The 21,962-nt window shown below is 40.4% G+C and carries 19 protein-coding genes and 4 tRNA genes; all 23 read right to left on the reverse strand.

Going from position 1 to position 21,962, the window contains the following annotated elements:
* Window positions 1-68: 68 nt before the first annotated feature.
* Window positions 69-620: a transcription termination/antitermination protein NusG gene (nusG, locus tag Q0K96_RS00300; protein ID WP_223052971.1), complete on the reverse strand. Its 552-nt coding sequence runs from the start codon at window positions 618-620 to the stop codon at window positions 69-71.
* An 11-nt stretch (window positions 621-631) separates the two neighbouring features.
* The gene (gene secE / locus Q0K96_RS00305; RefSeq protein WP_297332041.1) at window positions 632-826 is read right to left on the reverse strand and encodes a preprotein translocase subunit SecE; all 195 of its coding nucleotides are present in this window, start codon (window positions 824-826) and stop codon (window positions 632-634) included.
* Window positions 827-842: 16 nt separating this feature from the next.
* A tRNA-Trp gene (locus Q0K96_RS00310) sits at window positions 843-913 on the reverse strand.
* A gap of 58 nt (window positions 914-971) precedes the next feature.
* Window positions 972-2,159, reverse strand: coding sequence for an elongation factor Tu (gene tuf, locus Q0K96_RS00315; RefSeq protein WP_297332042.1), 1,188 nt, complete (start codon window positions 2,157-2,159; stop codon window positions 972-974).
* A gap of 54 nt (window positions 2,160-2,213) precedes the next feature.
* A tRNA-Thr gene (locus Q0K96_RS00320) sits at window positions 2,214-2,285 on the reverse strand.
* Window positions 2,286-2,373: 88 nt separating this feature from the next.
* Window positions 2,374-2,455 (reverse strand) — tRNA-Tyr (locus Q0K96_RS00325).
* A 37-nt stretch (window positions 2,456-2,492) separates the two neighbouring features.
* Window positions 2,493-2,566: transfer RNA gene (locus Q0K96_RS00330), tRNA-Thr, on the reverse strand.
* Between the two features lie 95 nt (window positions 2,567-2,661).
* Window positions 2,662-2,964, reverse strand: coding sequence for a ribosome-associated translation inhibitor RaiA (gene raiA, locus Q0K96_RS00335; RefSeq protein ID WP_297332043.1), 303 nt, complete (start codon window positions 2,962-2,964; stop codon window positions 2,662-2,664).
* Window positions 2,965-2,994: 30 nt separating this feature from the next.
* Entirely contained in the window at window positions 2,995-3,891 is an 897-nt protein-coding gene (locus Q0K96_RS00340) for a tyrosine-type recombinase/integrase (RefSeq protein WP_297332044.1), read from the reverse strand.
* A 70-nt stretch (window positions 3,892-3,961) separates the two neighbouring features.
* Window positions 3,962-4,156 (reverse strand): 30S ribosomal protein S21, encoded by a 195-nt coding sequence (gene rpsU, locus Q0K96_RS00345; RefSeq protein WP_297332045.1) that lies wholly within the window; start codon window positions 4,154-4,156, stop codon window positions 3,962-3,964.
* A gap of 69 nt (window positions 4,157-4,225) precedes the next feature.
* The gene (locus Q0K96_RS00350; protein WP_297332046.1) at window positions 4,226-5,590 is read right to left on the reverse strand and encodes an alpha-amylase; all 1,365 of its coding nucleotides are present in this window, start codon (window positions 5,588-5,590) and stop codon (window positions 4,226-4,228) included.
* Window positions 5,591-5,754: 164 nt separating this feature from the next.
* Window positions 5,755-6,897: an acyl-CoA dehydrogenase family protein gene (locus Q0K96_RS00355; RefSeq protein WP_297332047.1), complete on the reverse strand. Its 1,143-nt coding sequence runs from the start codon at window positions 6,895-6,897 to the stop codon at window positions 5,755-5,757.
* A gap of 15 nt (window positions 6,898-6,912) precedes the next feature.
* Window positions 6,913-7,818: a helix-hairpin-helix domain-containing protein gene (locus Q0K96_RS00360; protein ID WP_297332048.1), complete on the reverse strand. Its 906-nt coding sequence runs from the start codon at window positions 7,816-7,818 to the stop codon at window positions 6,913-6,915.
* 4 nt (window positions 7,819-7,822) lie between these two features.
* Complete coding sequence (locus Q0K96_RS00365; protein WP_223052962.1) at window positions 7,823-8,050, reverse strand: PspC domain-containing protein; 228 nt, start codon at window positions 8,048-8,050, stop codon at window positions 7,823-7,825.
* 56 nt (window positions 8,051-8,106) lie between these two features.
* Entirely contained in the window at window positions 8,107-9,375 is a 1,269-nt protein-coding gene (locus Q0K96_RS00370; RefSeq protein ID WP_297332091.1) for a DUF2851 family protein, read from the reverse strand.
* A gap of 22 nt (window positions 9,376-9,397) precedes the next feature.
* Complete coding sequence (locus Q0K96_RS00375; RefSeq protein ID WP_297332049.1) at window positions 9,398-9,910, reverse strand: 3'-5' exonuclease; 513 nt, start codon at window positions 9,908-9,910, stop codon at window positions 9,398-9,400.
* Window positions 9,911-9,966: 56 nt separating this feature from the next.
* Window positions 9,967-11,328 (reverse strand): pyridoxal-phosphate dependent enzyme, encoded by a 1,362-nt coding sequence (locus Q0K96_RS00380; protein WP_297332050.1) that lies wholly within the window; start codon window positions 11,326-11,328, stop codon window positions 9,967-9,969.
* Window positions 11,329-11,405: 77 nt separating this feature from the next.
* A complete protein-coding gene (locus tag Q0K96_RS00385; protein ID WP_297332051.1) occupies window positions 11,406-13,376 on the reverse strand; it encodes a putative porin in 1,971 nt (656 codons plus the stop codon).
* Window positions 13,377-13,477: 101 nt separating this feature from the next.
* The gene (locus tag Q0K96_RS00390) at window positions 13,478-14,332 is read right to left on the reverse strand and encodes a hypothetical protein (protein ID WP_297332052.1); all 855 of its coding nucleotides are present in this window, start codon (window positions 14,330-14,332) and stop codon (window positions 13,478-13,480) included.
* A 23-nt stretch (window positions 14,333-14,355) separates the two neighbouring features.
* Window positions 14,356-15,216 carry a hypothetical protein gene (locus Q0K96_RS00395; protein ID WP_297332053.1) on the reverse strand — a complete coding sequence of 287 codons (861 nt, stop codon included), beginning with the start codon at window positions 15,214-15,216 and terminating at the stop codon, window positions 14,356-14,358.
* A 17-nt stretch (window positions 15,217-15,233) separates the two neighbouring features.
* Window positions 15,234-16,682 (reverse strand): RagB/SusD family nutrient uptake outer membrane protein, encoded by a 1,449-nt coding sequence (locus tag Q0K96_RS00400; protein WP_297332054.1) that lies wholly within the window; start codon window positions 16,680-16,682, stop codon window positions 15,234-15,236.
* Window positions 16,683-16,693: 11 nt separating this feature from the next.
* Window positions 16,694-19,771 (reverse strand): SusC/RagA family TonB-linked outer membrane protein, encoded by a 3,078-nt coding sequence (locus tag Q0K96_RS00405; protein WP_297332055.1) that lies wholly within the window; start codon window positions 19,769-19,771, stop codon window positions 16,694-16,696.
* A 193-nt stretch (window positions 19,772-19,964) separates the two neighbouring features.
* Window positions 19,965-21,872 carry a S8 family serine peptidase gene (locus Q0K96_RS00410; RefSeq protein WP_297332056.1) on the reverse strand — a complete coding sequence of 636 codons (1,908 nt, stop codon included), beginning with the start codon at window positions 21,870-21,872 and terminating at the stop codon, window positions 19,965-19,967.
* Window positions 21,873-21,962: the final 90 nt, after the last annotated feature.

Raw genomic sequence — 21,962 nt, forward strand, 5'->3', positions numbered from 1 at the left:
TTCTTTAAAAGATTAGCACATCTTCAATTGGAAGCGAATGATGTGAGTTTATATATGTAACAAAAAAATTATACTTTTTCTACCTGCATAAAGCTAAGTTCTAATGGTGTTTTCCTTCCAAAAATTTTCACCATAACTTCCAGCTTACGCTTTTCTTCGTTTACTTTTTCTACAGTACCGTTAAAGCCGTTAAACGGCCCATCAATAACTTTTACGGTTTCACCTGTTGTAAACGGTATAGATACATTGTCGGTCTTAACAGAAAGCTCATCTACTTTACCAAGCATACGGTTAACTTCGCTTTCCCTTAAAGGCACAGCGTCGCCACCTTTTGTTTCGCCTAAAAAGCCGATAACCCCTGTTATAGATTTTATAATGTGCGGAACTTCACCTGTAAGGTTAGCCTCAATCATTACATAGCCCGGAAAGTACACCCTGTCTTTGCTTATCTTTTTTCCGTCGCGAACCTGTACCACCTTTTCAGTTGGTACAAGCACCTGGGAAATATAGTCTGACATACCGACCCTGTTAATCTCGGTCTCAATGTAGTTCTTAACTTTATTTTCCTGACCGCTTACCGCCCTTACAACATACCACTTTTTGACATTGTTATCAGTCATCACAAATAAAATTAACTGTTTAAGAAGGCATATAGTTTCTCTACAATAACTTCAAAGCCACGATCTACACCAAATGTCAGCAATGCAAATATGATCGAAAAAACAGCCACTATTATAGTTAGGCGCTGTACTTCCGACCATTCAGGCCAGGTTACATTCGTTTTTAATTCGTTGAATGCTTCCGATATATAGTTAGTAACCTTCATTGTAAATACATTTTTGCACGGGTGGAGGGATTCGAACCCCCATCAACGGTTTTGGAGACCGCTATTCTACCCTTGAACTACACCCGTTTGATTAAAAACCGGCCGGAGCTAAGCACCGGCCGGCTCTATATATAATTACTTATAATTAGTCTAGGATTTCTGTAACCTGACCAGCACCTACAGTACGGCCACCTTCGCGGATAGCGAAACGAAGACCTACGCTTAGTGCAATTGGGCTAAGAAGGTTAACCTCTATAGTAAGGTTATCACCAGGCATAACCATCTCAACACCTGCAGGAAGAGAAATTGTTCCTGTTACGTCAGTTGTACGAACGTAGAACTGAGGGCGGTAGTTGTTGTGGAATGGAGTGTGACGTCCACCTTCTTCTTTCTTAAGGATGTAAACCTCAGCTTTAAATTTAGCGTGTGGCTTAACAGAACCCGGCTTACAGATAACCATACCACGACGGATATCAGTTTTATCTATACCACGAAGAAGAAGACCTACGTTATCACCAGCCTCACCCCTGTCAAGGATTTTACGGAACATCTCAACACCTGTAATTGTAGATGTAAGTTTATCAGCACCCATACCGATTATCTCTACAGGATCACCTGTGTTAGCTATACCAGTTTCGATACGACCTGTTGCAACAGTACCACGACCAGTAATGGTGAATACGTCTTCAACCGGCATAAGGAACGGCTTCTCCCTGTCACGAACCGGCTCTTCAATCCAGTTGTCAACAGCTTCCATAAGTTGCATTACAGTATCAACCCATTTTGGCTCACCGTTAAGTGCACCAAGAGCAGAACCCTGGATAACAGGACCGTTATCACCATCATACTGATAGAACGAAAGAAGGTCACGGATTTCCATTTCAACAAGCTCAAGAAGCTCAGGGTCGTCAACCATGTCCACTTTGTTCATGAAAACAACAATCCTAGGCACACCTACCTGGCGACCAAGAAGGATGTGCTCACGAGTTTGTGGCATTGGTCCGTCTGTAGCAGCAACCACAAGAATAGCGCCGTCCATCTGGGCAGCACCTGTAACCATGTTCTTAACGTAGTCAGCGTGACCAGGACAGTCAACGTGAGCGTAGTGACGGTTAGCAGTAGCATACTCTACGTGAGATGTATTAATTGTAATACCCCTTTCTTTTTCTTCAGGAGCGTTATCAATTTGATCAAATGATTTAGCCTCAGAAAGACCTGCATCAGCTAGTACTTTAGTAATAGCAGCAGTCAAAGTAGTCTTTCCGTGGTCAACGTGTCCAATAGTACCAATATTCAAGTGGGGTTTGGAACGATCAAAAGTTTCCTTTGCCATGATTTAATAATTTAATCTTAGTTATATAATTAGTGTTCAAATTTACCAAACTTGAGCCAATGACGGGATTTGAACCCGTGACCTCTTCCTTACCAAGGAAGCACTCTACCCCTGAGCTACACCGGCCTTTTTCCCGCTATTATAAATTATGAATTTTAAACTGAATGTATTACCATTCAAAATTTGTCATTCACATTTAAAATAACTCTTTTTGTGGGGAGAGCAGGATTCGAACCTGCGAAGACATAGTCAGCAGATTTACAGTCTGCCCTCGTTGGCCGCTTGAGTATCTCCCCGGCCCTTAATTCATTCAGTTGCTTTCAAATAACATTGAGCCGATGGAGGGACTCGAACCCACGACCTGCTGATTACAAATCAGCTGCTCTAGCCAGCTGAGCTACACCGGCAACTTGAATATAAAAAAAGTCCGCTATTTCTAACGGACTGCAAATGTATAGATTTTATTTTTTAATCAAAACATTTTCTTAAAAATTTTTTACAGTTATGAGAAAGCCCTTATCTTTTGTTTTCTCTTTACCAGTAAACGCTCCATGGATTCTGCTGCAAGCTCTACAGCCTCCTCAAAGGTTTTGCATTGTTTTTTTACCATAAACTCATCGCCGGGCACATTAATTTTTATTTCGGCAATCTTATTCGCTTTACCATTAGTGTTATCCACCTTAAAGAACACATCAGAGTTTACAACCCTGTCATAAAACTTTTCAAGCTTATCAAGCCTTGTTTGGGTAAAGCCAACCAGCTTTCGGTCTACAGTAAAATTTACCGCATGAACATTTACTTTCATAATCTAAATGTATTTTATGATTAAACATTGCTACTCCCTGCTGCGGGGGTGCGCCGCCCCATACACCTTTTTAAGCTCTGACAAACTACTGTGGGTGTACACCTGGGTAGACGCAAGGCTGGAATGGCCTAATAGCTCTTTTACAGAATTTAAATCGGCCCCGTTGTTAAGAAGATGCGTTGCAAATGTGTGCCTAAGCACATGCGGACTCTTTTTAACCTTACCGGAGACAATACTAAAGTAACAATTAATTAACCTATAAACAAAAGATTCTGTTAATTTATTTCCCCGGTTATTTAAAATTAACACCTCGGGGCTCCCAATAACCAAAAGCTCTTTCCTTTTTGTAAGATATTGATTTATAATATCTACCGTACAACCTAAGAGCGGGAGCACGCGTTCTTTATTGCGCTTACCCAGCACCCGAAGGGTTTTGCCTGCCGCGTCAAAGCCTGTTAACTTTAAGTTAATCAGTTCGGCACGGCGTATGCCTGTAGTATAAAACAGCTCTACTACAAGGCGGTTGCGCAAGCCTTCAAAATCATCAGGGTAATCTATTTTCTCTACCACATCGTTAAGTTCTTTTTCAGAGAATGGCACCTGCACCTTTTTCTCTGTTTTTAACGACTTATGCTTTTGAAGCGGGTTTGCTTCTATTTGGCGTGAGCGGAGCAAAAATTTATAAAAAGCTTTTAACGAAGCAACCTTACGGTTAACAGAGGTATTAGAGATACCGCTTTCTACAAGATGTACAATCCAGGAGCGAATCTGGCTGTAATTAACTTCTTCCAGCATAGCAGCCTCATCATCCTGTGTAAGAAATGATTCAAAAGCAGCAACGTCATCAGTATAGGCACGCAGAGTTAACAGGGAGTAATTTTTCTCCTTGAGTAAGTAATCCGCAAAAGCCTGTTTAGAATCTGCCATGAAAAAACCGTTAACAGCAAAATTAGTATTTTACTGCTAACGGTTAGTATGGTAATCCTGAAATTACGGACTAGTTTTCTTCAGCGTCCCTTAATCCCTGGATATAAGCTGCTTTTTGTATTTCGGCCCTTCTTTGAACAGATGGCTTAGTAAACTGCTGACGGCTTCTTAGCTGACGCACCACTCCAGTCCTGTCGAACTTTCTTTTGTAACGCTTAAGCGCCCTGTCAATGTTTTCTCCGTCTTTAATTGGTATAATCAACATGCTGTAACACCTCCTCTCTTTAAGGCTGCAAAGATATAAAATATATTTATCCTGCAAACACTTATCTGATTATTTTACAGACCAGACGGTATAGCCATGCGGTGGCGCCTGTATTTTTACCCATGTATCGCTTTGGGTAGTTGGCTCCCAGCCGGAGTGGCCCGTATAATCTTTAATTTTAGTGTTAGACCAGTTAGTATCTACCCAACGCTCCTGCCATGAGTTACTATTATTAATATAAACAATAATACCCTGCCCGCCGTTGCGCCTTGCCACATACTCATCATTATCGGCATGAAGGTAAGTGGTAGAACCCGAAGCCCTGTTATTGTGTATCCATATCAGGTTGTTCAGCTTGTTCTTGTCCAGCCACTCTTCATAATCCCTGTAAAAAATACACGGGTAACCTTCGTGGGTAAGAATGTAAGCATACGCCAATAGCTTGTTGTTAATTATCTCATCGGTATCGTGGTTAGCCACAAAGGTTACAGCTCGGTACGCATTTCGCTTTAGCAGCATATCGCCGTTTAGCTGCGTAAGGTCGTTACCCATAAAAGCATCGCGCATGCGGTAATAACAAGCAAAGTCAAAAGCGCTGGCTTCTGCCTGCCCTGCCCACCAGTCAAGTGTTGCAGCGTTACCATCCCAGTACTCCCCTACTGTAAAGCCGCCCACGGCATTTTTAAAGTTTTTTACCACCCAGGGCTCAAAACCTTTTACATAGTCAAAACGCCATCCATCAAAGCCCATAACATTTTTATAGTATTTGGCTATAGAGTTACTGTTATTATACAGCCAGTCCTGCACATAACTCTTGCTGTGGGAAAGATCGGGATAGCCTCCAAAAGAGCCGGAATCGTTATTTTGTATATCATTAGGGTGGAAATCATAATACGAACGGGCAAACATACCGGAAGCCGGTGTAAAACTCGTATATGTATTGCCGCCGGTAAACGGATTGGCCTGAGAAGCTCCACCACTGCAATGATTAACCACTATATCTGCCAGTACATACAAGTCGCTGTTATGTGCTGTGGTAATCAGGTTCTGAAGTTCTGTTTTAGAGCCGAAACGGGTTTCGGTATTACCCATCTGGTTAAAGTTACCAAAATCGAAATAGTCGAACGGGTCATACCCCATGCTAAAACCCCCGCTGGATGCTTTTGTGGCAGGCGGCAGCCAAATGGCATCTATACCCGCAGATGCCCACGAAGGCACTTTAGATGAAACGGTGTTCCACCAGGTGCCCCCTCCGGGGCAATCCCAATAAAAAGCCTGCATCATAACCTTTGAGCCTGCCGAACGGGCGACATCATTGTTATTTTGGGTTTCGGCAACAGTTGTTGCCTGCCCTTCATCGTAAAGCTCCTGTGAGTCTTTACTGCAGCCCCAGAGAAGCAGGGCCGACGCTAAGATCGTAAATATACATTTCATAATTAAATAGTTTGATTATCAGCAGAATGTATAAATACGAAATCGTTTTCTTAACAAATTTATAACATTTTTAACACTACATCGTTGTAGCTTATACATCAGTTTAACAAAAAAGAGCGGCCTGTTAAACAAGCCGCTCTTTCTTTGTAGTTATATAATAACTATTACTCTTTAAGCAGGTTTCTCGAAATTACGAGTTTCTGTATTTCGGTAGTACCCTCGCCTATAGTACAAAGTTTAGAATCCCTGAAGAATTTCTCTACAGGATAATCTTTAGTGTAGCCATAGCCCCCGTGTATCTGTATTGCTTCTGTAGATACTTTTACACATACCTCTGAAGCATACATCTTGCCCATTGCACCGGCTACGGTAACTTTTTTATTGTTGTTTTTAAGTGAAGCGGCTTTGTGCAGCAAAAGCTCTGAAGCTTCTATCTCTGTAGCCATATCGGCAATTTTAAACGCTATACCCTGAAAGTTGCTTATCGGCTGCCCAAACTGGTAACGCTCTTTACTGTATTTTAAAGAGGCTTCATAAGCGCCTTTGGCAATACCAAGAGACAGTGCACCAATAGATATCCTGCCGCCGTCAAGTATCTTCATGGCTTGTATAAAACCATCGCCTACCTCGCCCAGCCTGTTAGAATCAGGGATGCGGCAGTTATCAAAAATAAGCTCGGCAGTTTCGCTGGCGCGCATACCCAGTTTATCTTCTTTTTTACCGCTTGTAAAGCCTTCCATGCCTTTTTCAAACACAAAAGCTGTCATTCCGCGAGAGTCGCCTTTTTCGCCTGTACGCACAATTACAACGGCAACATCGCCCGATTTGGCATGCGTAATAAAATTCTTGGCACCGTTAACAATCCAGTGGTCACCATCCCTAACGGCTGTAGTATTCATACCACCTGCGTCAGAACCTGTGTTGTGCTCTGTAAGGCCCCACCCGCCAATATGCTCGGCAGTGGCAAGTTTAGGAATCCATTTTTTCTTTTGCTCCTCGTTACCAAAGGTAAGTATATGGTTGGTGCAAAGAGAATTGTGTGCCGCAACCGACAAACCTATAGAAGGGTCTACCTTCGAAATTTCTTCAATAACGGTTATATATTCGTGATAGCCGAGGCCTGCCCCGCCATATTCTTCAGGCACAAGCACACCCATATAACCCATTTCACCGAGTTTTTTGAAAAGATCTACCGGAAAATGCTGGCTTTCGTCCCACTCGCGCACATAAGGGCGAATGTTCAGTTCTGCAAAATCCCTGATTGACTGTGCAATCATGGATTGGGTTTCGCTGTATTCGAAATTCATTTTTTGATTGTTTTTTTAGAATTCCAAATATAAGGCAATTATTTTTACTTTATCAACAGGAAATTGATTAATTTTTATTAAATCCTCAACATTGTTTAACCTGCCCTGCATGCTGCGGCGGGTTATTATAGCTTTAGCGATATCTCTGTTAAAGTAAGAAAAGTAGGTAAGTTGGCTTAAAGATGCCGTGTTGATATTTAATCTTGTAACAGTTGGGTTACTGCCCACATAAAAAGCCTTTTTTAGCCCTGCAACCGCTTCTGGAGAAAATTGCTCAAATTCGTTCATCTGCTCCATGCTTACAAATGCACCAAGCTTTGCCCTTTTGCGGAGTATTGTTTTTGCGTATGCAGGGCCGATGCCATATACTTTTACCAGGTCTTCTTCCACAGCTTCGTTTATATCAAGCTGCACTAACTTCTTTTCTTCTTTAGCAAAAGGCTTATTAGGATATGAGTTTGCAAAACTTTGATTGCTTTGCTGCTGGTGGGCCTGCTTTTTTATAACCCAGTCCGGAAATTTAAAATAGGGCGATATTACCGCCAACAGGCTATCTGAAACCCCGGTTACCTGCTGAAACTCGGCGGCGCTGTTTACATATTTATTCCCTTTACGGAACTTGTGCAGCCTGTCTATTTCCTGAACTGACATTCCAAGCGTGTAGCCTTTATAATCGGAAATAAAATTGGGGTTAAAAGGATATATGGTAAACTGCTTTTTTGCCTGTGCTGCTTTTAGTGCATCTATCTCCGGCTGCAATGCAAGCCACTCTTGCTCCTCTTTAGTTGTAGCAGCTTTTTTTGGAGTATAACAGTTGATGCCAAAATAACCTGCCTGTAATAATATTACAAGGATAAACAGTGCCAGCACACCTTTTTGCTGCTGCTTTGTAAAACGGAAGAAAAAATGCAGGGGCTTCATGAGGCTAAAGATCGAAAACAGAACTGCGCTTTGTGTATATCATGTCTTTCAGCTTTAGCCAGAAAGCAAGGGTTAGATATACGCCAAACCAAAGCCCAACTGTTACAAACGATATATAAATGAAAAAGAGCCTAACGTTGGTAGCGCGCATACCCAGCCTGTCGGCAAGGCGCGATGATACATGAAAACCGTGTTTTTCAAAAAAGTGACGTATGTTGGTTACAAAAGACATTGTGTATGCTTTAGCCTTTACATTTTTCAAATGTAAGTAATCCTTTTTATATGTGGTTATTTTTTCAGCAATTCCAAACCAAAAGCGCATTGCATGCATCGCTTTTTGGCACAGTATTCGTTTTTAAGCTGTAACAGCGACTGCGTGTCATAAGCCGATACCGATGGCAGCTTAAACAAACTGAACTTATCTATAATGTTGTTCTTTTCGGGAGGGAGCTGTTGTAAAAGCTGTATAAGGCTTTCGCTTATTTCATTTCCTGTTGCTTTTGCATAAGCAAACCGAAAGGGCACAATGGTATTTATTATGAGTAAATCTATAAATGACTGTGTGAGCGCTTTTCTCTTTTTAGGGCTTTCTTTATCAAAACGGTAATGTGTTTCCCAGTATGATGATGTTTTAACCGAGAGCAGGTTCTTTATTTCTGCTAGGCTGTTGTTTGCAATTATTTTAGAAAAAAGATTTTGGTGCGTGTGATATAATTGCGCAAGTTGCGCCAGCCTGACGGTAGGGAAATTATCCGGCCTGTGCCTGAAAAACTCTAATGGTGTTGCGTGTGCCGGTTGCAGCCTGTGTTTTGTAACTATATATTCATATCGCTGTTTAAGCTCTTTAGGATAAGTTTCTTCATAGTCATCATTAAGCAGCCCTGCCCTGCCAAATAGCAAGGCTTCAATATTTTCAGCTTCAAAGCTTTCTTTCCGCACTATGGCAAACGGCACCGATTTGGCAATATCAAAAAAAGCAACGCCATTGGTATTAAGCCCGAAGTTTTTAGCAAGGAAACAAAATAAAACCGCTTCCCAGTCGCCACCTGCTTCTTTGGCAAGTTGTATAATGGGTTGTGCCTTTCGCTCCAGCCTTTCAAAAAAGAGCCTTTCTTTCCAGTTCTCTTTTACAAATGTATTGAGGTGCTCCAGCTCTTTTTCGCAGTAAATCCATGTTTTTTGAGAAGCAAGTGCATTATAGCTGTTCAGCAAATTTTCATCAGTGTAATGCTTTAACTCCAAAACAGGTATTTCGGTATTATCGGCACGCATTACTTCTGTATCATGTTCCCACACCACGTGCAGTATCACATTATCATAGGCAGCATCCCGCTCATGGCTGTGCAGGTACCAGTCAGACGACTTTATGTGTATCTCCACATTCCCCGCCCAGGTTTGATTACCAATGCGTATTTGTGCATTAAAAAAGTCGGGGCCTGATTGTTGCAGGTACTGCCCCGCACTGATTATCTGCAAGGGTTCGCCCTGCGCGGTCTTTAAATCCTGCACCTTAAACTTTTTAAACTGCCACACATGGTGCAGAAAGTCTTCTTTCATCATTTTCAGTTGGTATGATTTATTACAGCATAAGCTTTACCTGCCGTTGGTGCAATATATATAATTTCGCACACGCTCGCGCATCAGACAATGCCTCATGGTGGTTTAGTTCTATACCGTGCCTGTCACTACAGGCTTTCAGGTTGGCTGGTTTGTAGCCTTTAGCCCTGTATATCCGGCAGGTACACTCCCACCTGTCGGCTATTTCAAGTTCATCATAATACAGGCCATACCAACGCATGGTTTTTTTCAGCACATTACGGTCAAAAACTTCGTTGTGTGCCACTATAGTACCCCCGTAAAGCCGTTTGTGTATCTCGGGATATAAATCATCAAACATAGGCATATCTAAAGTCTGAACGGGCTTAATACCATGAACCATAATATTACGATACCAGTATTCATTATCAGGCGGCTGTATCAGTGTGTAATATTCATCTGTAATGATACCCTGCTGTACCGTAACAATACCAACAGCACAGGCACTGTGCGGGTGGCCTGTAGCGGTTTCAAAATCTATTGCGATAAAGTCCATATCCTGAGCTAAAAAACAAATATAAATAAAAACCCCTGCCGTGGCAGGGGTTCGTGTTATTTTATGGCGCTTATGATATCGTGTTTTGTTATTATGTGGTGCCTGCCATCTCCCAAATCAACCAGTACTGCCTGGTTGTCTTTGTTAATAAGCTTTGAGACTTCCTCTACGGAGGTGTTGGCCTGCACAACCGGATAAGGCTTACCCATTACATCCTTAATCGGTTTTTCAGAAATGTCCTTATCTTCCACATAACTGCGGAAAAGGTCTGTTTCATCTACAGAGCCTACAAAGCCTGTTGTGTCTATTACGGGTATTTGCGATATCTTATACTTGCGCAGGCGCTCTATAGCGTGCGATACCAACTCCTCAGTTCGCACCACTACAAGCGGCTTATCTATATGTTCTTTGATAAGGTCTTGTGCCTTGGTTATTTCTTCTTCTAAAAAGCCGCGCTCGCGCATCCAGTCATCATTAAACATCTTACCCACATACCTGCTGCCACTATCGTGGAAAAGCACTACAACAACATCTTCGGGCTTAAAATGTTCTTTTAGCTGTAACACACCTTTTATTGCCGCCCCGGCTGAGTTACCCACAAAAATACCTTCTTCAAGGGCCAGCCTGCGGGTATATACCGCTGCATCTTTATCTGTAACCTTAGTAAAGCCGTCGATTAAAGAGAAATCAACATTTTTAGGGAGAATGTCTTCACCGATGCCTTCTGTTATATATGAATAAATTTCATTCTCGTCAAACACACCTGTTTCGTGATATTTCTTGAATACAGAGCCATAGGTATCTATACCCCATATTTTAACGTTAGGGTTGCGTTCTTTAAGGTATTTTGCTACGCCGGATATAGTACCGCCCGTACCCACACCAACCACAAAATGGGTGATTTTACCTTCGGTCTGTTCCCAAATTTCAGGACCGGTCTGCTCGTAATGTGCAATGGCATTAGACGGGTTATCATACTGGTTTACATACCATGCATTTGGGGTTTCTGTAGCCAAACGCTTGGAAACCGAATAGTATGAGCGTGGGTCGGTTGGCTCTACATCAGTAGGGCAAACCACTACCTTGGCGCCAACAGCCCTTAGTATATCCATTTTTTCTTTAGACTGCTTATCTGATATAACGCAAATCAGTTTATAACCTTTTACGATTGCCGCAAGAGCAAGACCCATACCTGTATTGCCAGATGTACCCTCTATAATAGTGCCTCCAGGTTTTAGCCTGCCATCAGCTTCGGCATCTTCTATCATTTTAACCGCCATACGGTCTTTAACAGAGTTGCCGGGGTTAAAGGTTTCAACTTTTGCCAAAACAAGGGCATTTATCTCTTTTGTAATTTTGTTAAGCTTAACCAAAGGAGTATTACCAATGGTTTCCAGTATATTTTTTGCGTATTTCATTACAGCAGATTTATCTGAATTAAAATTTCAGGGCAAAGATATTGCGAATCCTTCAGATATAATAGTTAATTATGCTTTTAGGTAAAGAAGTCCCATATTATACCAAACCGGATGGTAAAATCCCTGTAAGGATAATTTGGCGCACTATAAAAGTTCGGGTTGTCAAAGCCTGAATTAAAATGCTCGGCTTTGAGGAATAACCTGAACTGACGGATTTTTGCATTGATGAAGAAATCCAGCAATGGATAACCACCTATTTTTTTACGTTCCTGCACATAAAACTCGCCTATAAGCGGATTATAGTCATTACCATAATATTCCGTAAAATACTGAAAGGTTACACCCGTTTGAATGTACAGCGCTTTCTTGAAGAAAGCATCTGAAAAATATAATGTGTTACGGGTTACAAAATCCGGAACATTAAGTATGTTGTTATCCTGACCTACCTGCTGGTACAACACTGTATTATCGAGCGCCAGTTTCCAGTAACGGAATTCTTTATTCAGTTTTACCGAAAAATAGTTTATTGTATTATCGTACTGATCAGGTTTAATGAGTAACAGCGAATCTAAACCCTGCTCGTTAACAAGTGTATTGGTATTTTTAAAATAAAGATGGTCGTTAAGTATAGTGTATTGTGCTGATGCAGAAACCCATTTTGTTACAGCTTCGGCTTCAAAGCTGTTTATTTTCTCATTTTTATAATTGTTGCTCCAATTGTAATTGGCATAATCGCTTTGGTACAACCTGAAGTTAAGGTTAGGCAGCTTGTTCATTTTCTGGTAGCGTAGCCTAATGGTGTTATCTTCATCAAGCCTGTATCTTACAGAACCTTCTATATTAGCAAGCGACTGATCTGTTATAGAATTAGAAACCAAAAGGCTTCCCTTCCACTTTCCTTTCTGATAGCTGTAGCGCGCACCATAGGTATTTATGCGGTCGCTAAGGGAGTTTGGTATGGCTATAGTTCCATCTTCACCTAAAACAATCCTGTTGTAATAATAATTATAATTAAAATCTTCAAGATAAAATTCTACATCACCAATATCCTGATTAGAGTAAGCAGCACCAACCATATTATACATACGATTATATCGGGTCTTATCATATATCCTGTTGGTAAAAGCGTCGCCAAATCTATCACTAACTGTGGCCTGTGTATAGTTGAAGAATTTATTTTCGTAATTAAACCTGTGGTGCAGTACTATACTGTTTGGGTTATCTTTACTCAGCCTGAAGGTATGGTCTGCAAAATAGCGGTTACCCCTTAGCAAAGACGTGGCGTCATTTAAATATACTTCAAGGCGTTCCCTTTGTGTAAAGGGCTCTTCACCACTTTCAAAGTTTTCAAGGCTCACTATACCTCCATTCTCCTGGCTCGAAAAGTCCTGAGCAGTAATATGGAGCTTTAGTATATAGCGCTTGTCTGTAGTATTATAGCTTGTAATAAACCTGAAATTACCATTACTTACTATAGAATTTATATACTTACCAATAGAGCGAAGGCCTTTATACCCTACTGCAAAGTTAAGGTTGGGTGATGTATTTGCTGTAATAAATGCATCCATTATCTGCCCCTGTTGCAGTACCGAGCGATAAAAAAGATCTGTAAACGGTGTTACTACATTATAATACCTGATATCATCAACTTCCATATATGCAAATTGCTTTGCCCTGAAGCCAAACTGGGGGAAAGGGTCATGCTCAACAAGGCTGTAATCAAGAATATTGTAGGTATGACCTATGTTATTGAATGGCAATAGCCCGAAATTATCTTTACGTAAATAGTTAGCTTTATACTCTGCCTTAATGGTAAGCGATGTATCTACATAGGTAGTATCCCTGTCTAACGTGACAATCTTATACATATCTATCGTAGCGATAGAATCAGATGCGGTTTTTGTTGCTGGAGAAGCATTAAAAGATCTCCTTGACATACTGGTTGTGTCAGAGGCACTGCGGCTATCGGCTTTACTGCGCAATACCTGTGCATCTGCCCCGGCAGATATCAGAAAAATAACAAAAAGAAGTATGAGTTTCCTAAACATATCCTGCAATAATGTGCGGTAGCAAATATAATTTTTAAAAACAACTATTCATAAAAAAACCCGCTTATAAAGCGGGTTTTATATAATGCAATAATTACGAATTATTGTTTTGTCATTACAACATTAATTGTGTTTGTTGTTTCATATGCTCCCGGGTCTCCATATACCAGGAAGAAATTAAGATCAAAAACACCTGAACATGCATCAATAGTACTTGAAGGAGCCTCTTCATCAAAGAAAGTAGCATAATCATTACTTACATAAAGATCTCCAACATTACTATTTGTAAACAGGTAGTTATTTAAGAAATTAGGATAAGAAACCATCCCATCAGCGCTTCTAGAAACAGCCTGAAGGAAAAGTTGAGTTTCAGAATCAGGATTTGCATCATATATATTATTAACAATTATTTCATTTGGCGCTTCACCGGCAGAAACAACTGTAGTATATGTAAATGTTCCGTCTTCTATTGTATTATAATTTCCTAGTAAAAAGTTACGACCTCTTCCAACAGTTACTGTATGTGTTATTGGCTTACTGTTATCTTCAAGGCCAATCTGTACATTACTACGGCTGGTAGAAGTTAAAGTAATTGTAAACGTAACACAAGAAGTAAGTTCAGCTTCTGGTAAAGTAAACACGATGCTACCATCAACACTGTTTTTAGGAACACTACCTGTACCGGTATATCCGACAACTCCGTCTAAAGTACCATCAACATCAGTAATAGTGTAGTTAAAGCTTAAGCCAGATTTATTGGTTGGCGCCATAAGCTTAACAGGCACAGTAAACTCGGTCTGAAGACCGGAAATCACATAGGTGTTAGCTACCTCAAACTCTAACCAACCACTTTCTGAATCTAAACCGAATCTATCTTCATTAGGATTGTTATAATCACAGCTGGCTATTGACAGAGCGGTAACTATTGTTAAAATGCTATAAAATATTTTTTTCATAATTGATTTTAAGTTTTTAATTACTACTCAATCTTTGTAAATGTTACAACAGCAAATTGATCGCCATCACCACAGTTACCTACAGAGTTTTCGTTAAATGTTAATTCAAAATAAGAATCATCATTAGTATCGTAAGGAGACCTCATATCTAAATCAACAGGTGCAAATGTGATAAGTAAATCAGCAGGATCGCTTGTACAACGAAGACAAGTTTCAACTTCTTCAGAAAGGTTAACAAAGTTACATGCAAATGCAATTGTTAACTGAGTAGCACCACAATATCCCGGATATACGTTAGCAGTAAATACCCTTTCAAAAGGAGTATCACCCTGAGTTAGAGTAACCACGCCGGCAGAGAAAGCAGGAAGGGTTGGCGCTAACCATGGATTAATAACCTGTACCTGATACTGACCAAGGAAATCATCTTGTAACGGACAAACTTCATAGATATTGATTACCGCAGAATTGCTATCAGCAATTTCAGTGTTTTCATCAACATTGGTTATTGTGATAGTAAATGATCTCCTGTTCTCGTCAACAAGGTTATTATCAACTCCTGTAATAGTCATAAAGCCTTGGTATTCACCTGCAGGAATTGTTATAGAACCCGGTACTTCAAAAGTTTCAGGATTAGCAGCAGACTGGTTATCAGGAAGTGTAACTTCTATGTTATATGTCCTGTCATAATCAGCAACTGTACTAGAATTTAAAGTCACTACTACTTCACCTGTAGTGTTTTGCACAACAGGTAATAAGTAAGAAGATCTTGAAAAACTTAAAAAAGTTTGGTTTTGCTCTATATTGCCATTGTATACAATGGGCTCAACGTCTTCGCATGATGCAAAAACTAAAGCAATAAATAATAATTTAACAATTAATTTCATAATCAATTTTTTTTATTTTAATACTGGGGATTTTGCTCAATTGAAGGATTTGCCCTAACCTCGTTACGTGGTATAGGTAGTGTAAACCTATAGTCACCCGCAGGTAAGCTACAAGGAGCTGAGAACGATGCGCAGTCAGCATCATCACGATCAATTCCTATACCAAGTTCAGCACCAAGCCTTTTAAGGTCAAGATACCTGTGTCCTTCAAAAGCAAGCTCAATACGCCTTTCAGCTAAAACGTCAACAAGTGCTTCATCAGTTGTATTATAATTCGGAGCAAACACAGTACCTGATAAATTACGAGTCTGGCGGAACGCAAGCATTGCCTGCTCAGCCTCATTTAACATACCTGCACGAGCCATAGTCTCTACCATGATCAGGTACATTTCAGAACCGCGTATCAATTTGATATCGTTAATTTGCTGGTCAGCTGCATTACCTCTGTACTTACCAATAAGTAAGATATTAGCATTTATATCTGAAGTCGGCTCAACAAGAACCTGCCTCCTGATATCACCGCTAGGAATGGCATTGAATAAACTGTTTGAAAGCTCAAAGAACGGGCTACCGCTTATTGTAGACTCATTAGCATAGAAAAGGCTTACAACTCCGTTATCACCCTGAACCCTTGCCAATGTAAATATTTCTTCATCTGAAGTAGCATCATCAATAAACATAGCAAAATATTGTTCAGGTTCTACAGGCGCAAAACGGGTAGCAAGGTCTGTAGACAGTGTCCTTGCGGTTTCGTAGTCGCCTTCACAAAGCGCTACTCTTGTCCTTATTGCCTGAACAACATCACCGTTGATATAATAAGGAGGGTTGGTAAACCCAGCTAATAATCCGGCTGCTTCATCAAGATCTGCCTTTATAAATTCGAATACTTCGCCTGTTGAACTTCTTTGATAATTTTCAGTAACATTAGGCACAAAATCCATTATGATTACGCCCGGAGCATCATCATCCTGATAGTTTGGCGAGAAATACTGCAGCAAATCAAAGTGGCAAAGAGCCCTCATAGCAATTGCCTGCCCTTTAATATGGTTTGCACGAACAATCTCATTCTCATCAGTAAGGCCTGCTGCAACTCTTTCCCAGGCTCTTAGTAACCTGTTAGAGAAGTTAATAGTAGCATAACGGTTAGACCATAGCCTGTTAGGAAAATCTGTACCCGGCTGAAGTATAAAATTATACTCCTGGTTACCCTGTCCGCTACTGTTTATACCCCTTTTGATATTATCGGTAAATAAAGCATTAAACAGAATAATATCTCCGGCTCCGTTACCTCCAAAATCAGGTCCGTATGCAGCATATACACCATTAAGTCCTGATTGCAGGTCATCCACCGTCTGGTAAGCAACTTCTTCATCAAGCTCCGACTCCTGCCTGATATCGGTAGCATCATCACAGGAAACAAATCCTAAAAACAGCGCTAATAAGCTAAATTTAAATATGTTTTTCATTTTCATTTTTTTTAGAAATTAATAACTGCTCCAAGAGTGTAAATTTTAGGAGTTGGATAGTTACCCCTGTCTGTGCTCCTGAAACCACCTTCAGCATCCCAGCCTCTCCATGAGCTGAAAGTAAGAAGGTTTTCACCCTGTACGAAGAACCTTAGACCTGTAAAAGGTGTTTCTTTCAATAATTCAGGGCTAAATGTATAGCCAAGCATTACATTCCTTAGCCTTAGGTATGAAGCATCTTCAAGATACCTGTCGGTAGAGTTAATGTAATCTACAGCACCAAATGCATTTCCTATACGTGGTACGCTAGTAATATCACCAGGATTTTTCCAAGCGTTAGCTGTTGAAACAACCCTGTTAGAACCGTCATCAAGTACGTTTGTCTCTTCAAGTTCTGCATAGTCAAGGTTATTCCTGTATATATCAGCTACGTAAGCCCATTGTGTACTGAATTCGAAACCTTTGTAGCTTACAAAAGTACCGAAACCACCCTGCCATACAGGGATATATGATTTACCTGTAGAAACCCTGTCAGCATCGTTTAGAGTTTCAGTTAATCCACCTTCAGCAGTATAGAATAGCGGGTTACCGTTAGATGGGTTAACACCGGCATAACGAACCACATAGAAAGTACCGAATGATTCTCCTTCAAGTAGTGCAGTAGAACCACCATCATTTACAACACCTTCAAAGCTTTCAGGTAAATCCCTTATCTTGTTCTTGTTGTATGATGTGTTACCATTAACTTCAATTCTCCAGTCATTTTTGTTATATAGTGTATATTTTAATGTTAACTCAACACCTTCGTTTTCCATAGCACCAATGTTGGTATCAATAGAAGATGTAGCATTTACAGGAGAAACAGGAGTATCCTGGAAAAGGTCAGTAGTTAATTTCCTATATACGTCAACAGTACCTGTTAACTTGTTTTCCCAAACACCAAAGTCAACACCTATGTTAGTCTGCTCTGTCTGCTCCCACCTAAGGTCAGGGTTACCGATTGTAGTAGGTACAGTAGACACTGAACCGTTATATCCGCCACCTGCACCATAAAGGCTCCTGTAAAGGTTAAGTGCAGCATATTGAGTATTGCTTATCCTTTGGTTACCAGAGGTACCAAATGAACCCCTTAGCTTAAGAAGGTTGAAAGAAGAACCATCCATAAATGATTCTGTATCAATGTTCCAACGACCACCCACAGAGTAGAAAGTACCCCACCTGTTGTCATCAATAAACCTGAAAGATGCATCACGCCTTACCGTTGCTGTTAAACCGAACCTTCCATCATAATCATAATCAACGTTACCAAAGTAAGAGAAAAGGCCTTCTTCTAGTTTAGTAGAACCAACAGTTGGTATGTATGGCTGTGTATCCGGAGTAGCAGGGTTACCATCAAGATCTTCAAAGGTATCACCGGGTATAAAAGCTGCACCAGAACCTACAAGCCTTGGATCTAAACCAAGCTGTGTAAAGTTTATGCCATCTAAATGTGCTTTGTTATACTCAACATAAGCAGAAACACTAACATTATGCTTTTCAGCAAAAGTATTTTGATAGTTAACACTAAAAAGTGAGTTAAACCTGAAGTCTCTTGAAGAAGCTTCCTGCTGAATACCACCAAACTCTGCATCCTGGTCTACCTGGAATGGCCCTAGTAAACTGTCAGGATGAAGTATTTCAAGTGTTTTAAAGTTGCTAAAGTCAACACCCATCTGCATAGCAGCAGTAAAGTGTTCGGCAAAGTTGTAATCAGCACTAAAGCTGGCAAGTATTTTAATCTCATCCTCAATATCAGTATTCATCCTTGCAGAGTTCAACAATACATAAGGAACGTTATCTACAATAACACCATCAGGATCACCAGGAGTTAAACCTCCATCAATAGTGATGCTTCCGTCAGGATTATAAGGAGACAGGTATGGTAAACCATGTAATGCAGCCCTGAAAGGCGCAAAGAATACAGCATTACTACCGGCACCATCTATACCGCTAGACCTTGAAAAGTTAGCATTAAGGTTAAGACCGTAGTTAAACTTACCGTTTTCTGATTTACCCTGAAAGTTATTCCTTACTGTAAAGCGCTTAAGGCTAGTGTTAAGGAAAACACCATCCTGCTCAAAATAACCAAGAGATGTAAAGTTATTTGTATTTTCAGAACCTGAAGTTATTGCAATATCGTGAGATTTTGTAACACCGGTCCTGAAGAAGATATCAGCCCAGTATGTATTGGTTTGAGCGGCTCTTGCATCAATCTCGGCATCAGTTAAAGTTGAACCGAAACCTACGCCGTTCTCTTTCTGGAAGTAAAGCAATTGCCTTGAGCTCATCAGTTCCATGTTAAGAGGCTGCAGTTGGGTAAAACCAAACTGAGAAGTATAACGGATACCTAGTTTTTTACCGTAGCTACCTTTTTTAGTAGTAATAACGATTACACCGTTAGCACCCCTGTTACCATAGATAGAAGTAGCAGCAGCATCACTAAGAATCTGGTAAGAAGCAATATCATTTTGGTTGATACTTCTAAAACCATCTTCATCAACAGGCATACCATCCACTACAAATAAAGGCTCAATGTTACCGTTTATCGAACCAATACCACGAAGGATAATGGTAACGTCGGCACCCGGCTGGCCAGAACCTGTAGCAATGTTAAGACCTGCCACCTGCCCCTGAAGGCTTTGCAGGATGTTGGCATTTGCCCTGTCTTCTACCGCTTCAACTGACAAGACCTTAACCGCAGAAACTGATTTTCTTTCAGTAGTAGTCCTGTACACGTCTTTTACAACAACATCCAGAACAGTAGCAGAAAGCACTATATCAATTGTGTTTGATGCTCCTACAGTTGCCGATTGTGTTTGATAACTAACATAAGAATATTCAAGAACATCCCCAACATTAGCATTGATAGAGTACCTACCATTAATATCAGTCTGCACACTTCTTTGTGTACCTTTAACTAGCACACTGGCACCAGGAAGCGGACCGACTTCATCCGTCACCGTACCGGTTACTGTTTTCTCCTGCGCAAAAGAGAAACCAAATGAAAACGCCAGCAAGAGCGTCATAATCCAAGTAAACTTCGATCTCATACTTTATTAATTTGAGTTAGTTAACCGCAAACTTCTTAATAATTTATTAATAAAACAAGTATTACTTCGGAATAATAATGTTTTACAACACGTGTAAATTATTATGAAATCTTAGCACTTTGTTTTATATAGATAAATTATTAAGAAAAAGGTTGCGTAAAATAATTAGTTAATTTTAAAATTTATGTAAAGTTTAGTTTATTACTATTTTTTCTGTTTGCGAATAGTTTTGTGATGGTATTTCCACAGTAAGTACATAAACACCCGAATTCAGGTCTGCAACATCTATAGACCCAACAAACTTTTCAACTTTCTTTACCTGTCTTCCCTGCATATCATATAAAGTAATGATGCAGCCCTCTGATGCAAGTGAATTACTCAGGCTAAAGTTTAATACATCTGTTGCCGGGTTAGGATAAACACCAACAAGGCTATTTTCTTTATCAGATAAGCCATTAATATTAGTTATACCATCAGCAATTAACGCATAATCCTGAGTACCTCCCTGCAGGCTGTTTTTATGTGTTACAGTAATTACATAGTCTGCTCCTGCTTCTGTTGTTTCAATTTCTATTACCTCAACATTATCAACATTGTTATCCGCTTTAATAGGAGCAAGGTCAACAATATTATTTAGTCTCCAAGGGAAAAACGTCTCACCGCCTTTAGTAACCCTTACATCAAGGTTGTTTGCAAGTACAGGAGTAGTAGAGTTATTAGAACCACTGTTAACAGAACCCGGTTTAAAAGGATCTGTCCAGCAAATTGTTACTTTCATCTTTCCGCCGGTACCTTTAACCGTTTTCGTGTAAGAGCCTCCCTGGTTAAGTGTATTTTCTTCTATAAGCGCACCGGTACCGTTTTTGTCTTTTGTTATAAGCTGCACTGCTGCGGCAGCATCTATTAAGCCCCACCCAAACCTGTGGTCAGGCCCGTCATATAAACCTGCCTCATCAGCAGTATGAATCATAAGCCCCCTTAGGGTAGAAGCCCTCATAAAATTACTGTTTTCATTATTATAATGCTGTTGCATTAACAATAGTGACGCGGCAACACCCGGAGCCGCCATAGAAGTACCACTTTTAGTTGTATATGACGTGTTATTAAAAGAGTCGCATGAAATTACACCAACACCATCGGCAGCAATATCCGGCTTAATCCTCCTGTCATCTGTTGGGCCATAGCTGCTAAAATCACTCATTGTAATTGCAGATGGGCTTGGGTTAGAATTAAAAATACGCTCACTGGCAGCTACAACAACAATATTTTTTGAAGTTCCGTCGCTTATAAGCCAGTCTTTGGTTTCACCAACCCTATAGTTACCGGCAGCAAATACGGGCTGGTAGTATGGTGCAGAAGAACATATATTGTCCCATGTTGCACTTTCAGATGTATAAGCTCCTCTTCTCCACTCCGGCCATTGGGCAGGATTCCATCCGTAAGAATGGTTTGAAACCAAAATAGGCTGATTCGGGTCAGTTGCCGCAGCCAATGCTTCTGCAGTATCATTACTGGCATCATAGGCAAACATATTTGCCTCATAAGCAAGCCCACGCTTGTCCGGGTCCACATCTCCCCTCCCAATCATTGTTCCTGCTACGTGTGTTGCGTGGCTGTTATCGCTGGATGTATTGTCGCCATCAAAAACAGCTCCGTCTTTTACAGTAACCGCACCTGAAAGATCATTATGAGATGTTCTTACTTTTCCGGGCTCCCACATTCCGACAGTCATACCCTGGCCATTTAGGTCATAACCTAAAGAGCCTCCTGAATTAATAAGGTTAACCCTTGCTGTAAATGCAGCAGCATCGTTATAAGGCTGTATATATATAGGCTCATCATTTTCTGTTACGCCTACCAATGTTTGATTATAACCGTCCATTTTTATTACAAGCGGCCATCCATTAGCTTCAGCAAGTTCCATTGCCCTGTTGTAGCTTTTTTCATTCTTAACCCTGAGTTCTTCAACAAGCTCCCTGGTCTTAACCAAATCATAATGGCTCAGGATTTTTGCTGCCTGCTCTTTGGTTTGGGAGTAAGCAGTTAAGCTGCCCCCGATAGCAAATGCCAGCATGAACAACTTTACGGTATTTTTCTTCATTTCTTAAATAATTAATAGTTAATAGCGTATTTCCTTCGAAAAATTTAATTTATAACATTTTCCCAAAAAAATGATTAGCAAAAATATAAA

Origin of the sequence: Flavobacterium sp., from assembly GCF_024305175.1 — a bacterium.
Lineage (GTDB): Bacteria > Bacteroidota > Bacteroidia > Flavobacteriales > Flavobacteriaceae > Flavobacterium.